The sequence below is a fragment of the uncultured Pseudoteredinibacter sp. genome, assembly GCF_947502065.1.
In the GTDB taxonomy this organism is placed as follows: domain Bacteria; phylum Pseudomonadota; class Gammaproteobacteria; order Pseudomonadales; family Cellvibrionaceae; genus Pseudoteredinibacter.
This window is the reverse complement of record NZ_CANMYE010000041.1, coordinates 1-274: the sequence shown is the minus strand read 5'-3', so window position 1 is coordinate 274 and position 274 is coordinate 1. Positions and strand designations below refer to the sequence as shown.

At 52.6% G+C, this 274-nt stretch carries 1 protein-coding gene; it reads left to right on the top strand.

All coding sequences use genetic code 11. The features are described from left to right. Positions 1-11: 11 nt before the first annotated feature. Positions 12-274, top strand: a 263-nt coding sequence (locus Q1A41_RS20280) for a YDG domain-containing protein (protein WP_299982985.1), incomplete at its 3' end; no start/stop codon positions are given.

The following is a 274-nucleotide window of genomic DNA, read 5'->3' as shown; positions in this document are numbered from 1 at the left end:
AGCAGATCACCGTGACTGGCACAGCGGCCGATAAAGTCTACGACAGCACCCGCGATGCCGACATTACCGCAAGTACTACCGACTTTATCGCCACTGATAATATTAGCCTCACTGGCGCTAGCGGCAGCTTCTCGGATAAAAACGTCGATTACAACAAAGATGTCACCATCGGAGGTTATAGCTTAAGCGGCACCGACGCCGGCAACTATGAGATCGCCAACAACACGGTGGTGGTTCAAGCGGATATCACACCCTTTGAAATCTCCGCCAGCAG